Source organism: Bacteroides cellulosilyticus DSM 14838 (genome assembly GCF_000158035.1).
Taxonomy (GTDB): Bacteria; Bacteroidota; Bacteroidia; order Bacteroidales; family Bacteroidaceae; genus Bacteroides; species Bacteroides cellulosilyticus.
In genome coordinates this window covers 443,213-448,266 of the sequence record NZ_EQ973492.1, presented here as the reverse complement: position 1 = coordinate 448,266, position 5,054 = coordinate 443,213, and the positions used below count along the sequence as shown (strand labels likewise).

Genomic DNA, 5,054 nt, shown 5'->3' with positions numbered 1-5,054 from the left:
ATTGCGAAGTGAATGTAATGGTTGATGCAAGTAAATCCATTGGAACATGGAATTATGTTGGGGGAATAGCAGGAGTAGCAAGGACAACATTATCCGAGAAGAATACAACTATAGATAATACGCCTTCTATTATGAATATATCCGTTGTAGGAAGTGTGATAGGAGGAAGAATCCCCCAATATGAACCCAATGAAGAGGGCAAGACTATAACCTCCCATTCGTCTACCGGAGGCATTGTGGGACATGTGCAAGCAGCTTCAGTAACGGGAGGAGTTACTTTTAGCAAAGTATCCATTGCCACGAACTATAATGTTTCAGACTATACTTACTACACCATAGGTGGCGTAATAGGTTCTATGAAGAATGCTGTGCATATTAGCAACAATGAAGGATGGGACAAATTCAATGCCGACTTCTATAAGGCCTATCACTATCATGCCGGTACATTTTGTGGCGGCGGCGGAACAACAACAGATTTGAAGAAAGAAAATACAGCCGAAGGTACAGGTGCATTTGTCGGTACAGAAAACAAAAACTAAATAAAAAGAATCATTTATGAAAAATCTAGTTAGAGTAATAATATATATGTGTTTGTCTACATTCCTTTTTGCCAGATGCGACAACGAAAAGATGGAGGGTATACCAGAGCATCCAGTTGAAATAACCTTTGCAGGAAATGAAAATGTTTTTGCACAAACACGTTCTTATTATCCCATAGGGCAAGATGGGAATGGTCCTCTATATGGTACTATCTATATACGGCAAATAGAAGCTAAACAAATTGACACAAACGGAAAAGTCACCGAAGGGACAATATCTTGGGGCCATTATAAAGTGGCATCAGGCACTGGAGATCAATTGGAAACCACAGGAGATATAGAACCATTAAAATGGAATAGTAGTCAGACTAGTTATTTTTTTCAAGCTTTATCCGTACCTATCAATGCGAATGGAGACCCTGCAGGAGTGGAATTCACCCATAATCCTAATAACGAAATTGGAAATGGTAAAGTGACATTCGGAGGATATAAAACTGGATTGGAATATTTCGTAGGTGCCACCGTCGGGCCGCAACAATTGTCTCCCCATGGTCCGAAAGTAGTTATAACACTGCAGAGGCAAGTGGCGAAAGTAATATTTGGAGGGATACACCATATAGATATCAATGGAAAGAAAGAAGAATACATAACAGATTCTTGCGACATCATATTTCCTAACCTGCCAGCTAACGCCACATTCGATATGGGGCATTTTCGTGAACAACAGAAGGAATATGATGGCGTATTGAAAGATAACCATGACTGGATTACGCTAAATTACGAAGATTCTCAGAAAGGCATTGTCGTAAAAAATTGGTATAAGAAAACAGGGTCAATTCAGATTGCAGAAGATATATTACAAGCTATTTATGTACCTCCATTTATTTTCTGGGATAATACAGAAAATAACAGGCCTGAAAATCAATCTGGCTTTTTTGTCATAAAACGTAAGTCAGCCAATGGCATCAAAACTTATACTGGAAATATCAACAATAACAACAATAGAATACAGCTATTTGCCGGTGAGTCTATTAGATTGAATGTTACATTGAAAGATGGTCCGGCAACGGGCGGTGGTGACGGATCGATTATTACAGAATGGAGTACTGCGGGAGAGGCTGATGTTCCCCATCACCCTATTCCCGGTATTTATACAAAAGAAGAAGCTGAGAAGTTGCTTGAGGCATTGCAATCAAAAACACCCAATAAAATCCCAATCCCTGAAGCTTTTTATAAAATGGAGGATGGAAAGAAAGTAATTCGCCTTTTTATAAATATCGACTGGAGCAGTTTAACAGAAACACTGACTCTTCCTGACAATATTGTCCTTGATGGACAAGGATATAATGTGAAACTGGGAGCTAATGGCTCTATTGAGGGAAATCTAAAAGATATTTATATCAGTGGTAAAAGTATTAGTAACATCTGATAAGCTTTTTAATAAATACAAATACTGATTCATTAATATATTGAACAATATTTTGACAGAAAACCGACACATTTAAAGCCTGGTGCTTATTAGAGGGATAATTTATCACGCAATAAGAATGGTTATCATATTTTTTTATAACAAAAAAGGTCCTAATTCTTAATAGAATTAGGACCTTTTATTGAGAACTGAGCGGTGCGTACGGAAGATGAACCTTATTTCTATTCCTCACGTACTCAATATCTTAGCAAGCTCTTAATTCTTTCTCCCACTAATAACCCCACGTGTGCAATTCTTTAGATTGCTTGGTGTTGCGGTGGTTGTTTGAGTTGGTGCAAAAATAGTAAAATAGTTCATTTGGAACATTATCTAAAGATTTATTAACAGAGTATCATGCTTCTAACTTCTCTACTGTGTTTTTTTGCATTTTTGTTAGAATGTCCCTTTTTTACACCTATTATCAATCTAAGAAATCTTACTTTTGCCTGATAGTTAAGGCAAAATGGAGAAAATTCAAGTAATACAACCTACCAAATTGCTCGCTCCTTATATAAAGCAATATTGGTTTTTAAGGATAGATGATGTAAAGCAAGGCTTTCAGCGTTCTATCCCGGCGGGTTGTGTAGCACTTGTTTTTCATAAAGGAAATAAAATTATTTCTTCTTTTCATAAGGGAACGCAACCACAATCCTATATAAGCGGGCAAATCAGTACTTATTCAGACATAGAATTTTCTTTCTTGGATATGGTCATTATTTTATTCCAGCCTATTGGATGCAGGATGTTTTTTCCATATCCTATGGAAGAGTTTACTAATCAGAATATAGGTATTGATTTGTTAGATAACACCTGTTTAGTAGAATTGGAAGAGAAAATAAATGAAGCATCAGATAATTATCAAATAGTCAGATTGATAGAAGAATATTTATTAAATAGACTATGCGAAAATATATCATGCAACGCTAATAGGATGATGGCTACTATACACAATATCAATGAAGGTGAAGGAAATATATCCGTTTTATCTCAAACGGCTTGTTTAGGATATAAGCAATTCAAACGGATATTCGCTGAATATGTAGGACTAAATCCAAAAGATTTTATCCAAATCACACGATTTAGAAAGACATTCAATATTTTGCAATCAACTCCACAAATCAGTATAAGTAAAGTTGCCTATGATTGTGGATATTATGATAAATCACATTTAATAAAGGAGTTCAAAATGTTCACGGGTTATACCCCTACACAACTACTTGATATTTGTGATACTTATACAGAGAATCTATCGGTATTCAACTCTGTATTTATCAACGACAATAAAAAACTTAATAACATCGCTTTATGAAAATATTGATATACGGTGCTGGCGTAGTGGGTTGTACTTATGGCTGGCAATTATCCAAAGCAGGATGTGACGTTGCTGTATTAGTGCGTAAGGAGCAAAAAGAACTTGTACAAAAAGATGGTATTCGCATTATCTGTTCTGACTTTAGAGAGAAAGCAAGAAAAGATACAGATATAATCTTTAAGCCTACAGTAATAGACGAACTTTCGTCAAACAATGATTTTGAATACATTATTGTCTCCACCAATAAATTGCAATTATCAACTATATTGCCAAGTCTTTCAAAGTCAGCAGGAAAAGCAAATGTTGTATTTTTCCAAAATAACTGGGATGTTTTTACTGAAATAGATAAATATCTAAAACCTGAACAATACTTTTTTGCCTTTCCCTTTATGGTCGGGGGCGGAAAAGAAGATAAAAGCATACATTGTGCCATTTCAGGTCTAAAATATTCCAATACTCCGTTAGGTGAAAAAGACGGGCGGATAACTCCACGAGTAGAAAAGCTTTCTATAATACTGGATAAAGCAAACTTAAAGCCTGTCATTTCTAATCAAATATTAGTATGGCTAATCACACATTATGCTGTCGCTGCCGGTCTTTCAGCGGGAATAATGAGTGCCGGAAGTGCCTCTAAATTTATAGAGAATACAGCTATTATCAAAACTACAATGAAAGCTATTCGGGAAGGCTTAGCTATTTGTGAAAGAATGGGCATCAATCCTAAAACAGAAAAAGCAAACAGATTATATCTTTTACCTCTATTTATCAGTGTGCCAATAGCTAAGAAAATTTATAGTAATGATGCTCTGCAACTTATGTTTGATGGACATATAAATCATTCTCCTACTGAAATAAGGCAAATGATAGATGATATAATAGATAGTGGTGTAAAATATGCTGTTATAACTTCTAATCTGACACAATTAAAACTTCTAACCAAACTAATAAAAGTAAGTGAATAAAGCTATCAATTCGATAGCCATTAAATATAAGTATATGAAAGATATATTACAAGAGAGATTTTTCCAATTATTATTGGAATGCTCGCAGCGTAAAGTTTCTGTAACAGAATTTACAGAAGCTATTGAGGAATTGGCTACACATTTAGCTGATTTCAGTTGCAACGAACAGGATTATAGCGTTTTACTTCGTTATTTCTCCTTTGGTTTGCATCGACTTAAATCGTATCGTGTGCGGTTTGAGCAAGAAAAAAATGCCCTACTTGCATTTAATTGAGGAAGCAATAGGATTACTAAATAATGAAATGCGTATTATCAAACTGCGCATAAAATATCCGGAACAGTTTCAGCAACACGCAAATAAACTATTTCTTTCCCCTCTCCATTTAGCAGACAAAACAAGCCTTATTAGTATCATGGAAATAGTCAGCGGTCTATTTCTCTCCCAGCGTATAATATATCAAAATGAAAAAACTGTTCACCTGACGGACTTAGGAAAAGCCTTTGAATGGCTCTTTAACATCAAATTAGGTGATTATCACCAAAAATACATGGATGTCATCAAGCGAAAACCAGCCAAACTAACGGAGTTCCTTAATGAACTGGCAAACCTTATCCGCAAAGAACACGAAAACAAAGGGTATAGATAATCAGGCGTTTAGCATCAATTTATACAGGGTAGCGCATGCTACCCTGTAATTTGTTTGCTTTCCTTTGCCGAACTTTGCTTCATCAATCGATTGGTAATCATTTATATATAACTTGAAAAATGAAGT

At 35.5% G+C, this 5,054-nt stretch carries 5 protein-coding genes and 1 pseudogene; all 6 read left to right on the top strand.

Annotated elements, in window-relative coordinates; genetic code table 11:
• Positions 1 to 539: pseudogene (locus BACCELL_RS19935) on the top strand (hypothetical protein); the annotation flags it as partial.
• 16 nt (positions 540 to 555) lie between these two features.
• Entirely contained in the window at positions 556 to 1,968 is a 1,413-nt protein-coding gene (locus BACCELL_RS19930; RefSeq protein WP_007213837.1) for a hypothetical protein, read from the top strand.
• Positions 1,969 to 2,470: 502 nt separating this feature from the next.
• Positions 2,471 to 3,316, top strand: a complete 846-nt coding sequence (locus BACCELL_RS19925; protein WP_007213836.1) for a helix-turn-helix domain-containing protein — start codon at positions 2,471 to 2,473, stop codon at positions 3,314 to 3,316.
• On the top strand, positions 3,313 to 4,281 hold the full coding sequence (locus BACCELL_RS19920; protein ID WP_007213835.1) for a ketopantoate reductase family protein: 969 nt from the start codon (positions 3,313 to 3,315) through the stop codon (positions 4,279 to 4,281). Before BACCELL_RS19925 ends, BACCELL_RS19920 begins: the two co-directional genes overlap by 4 nt.
• Positions 4,282 to 4,315: 34 nt before the next feature.
• Positions 4,316 to 4,555, top strand: a complete 240-nt coding sequence (locus BACCELL_RS19915) for a hypothetical protein (protein ID WP_044154245.1) — start codon at positions 4,316 to 4,318, stop codon at positions 4,553 to 4,555.
• On the top strand, positions 4,509 to 4,928 hold the full coding sequence (locus tag BACCELL_RS19910) for an RteC domain-containing protein (RefSeq protein ID WP_044154150.1): 420 nt from the start codon (positions 4,509 to 4,511) through the stop codon (positions 4,926 to 4,928). Before BACCELL_RS19915 ends, BACCELL_RS19910 begins: the two co-directional genes overlap by 47 nt.
• Positions 4,929 to 5,054: the final 126 nt, after the last annotated feature.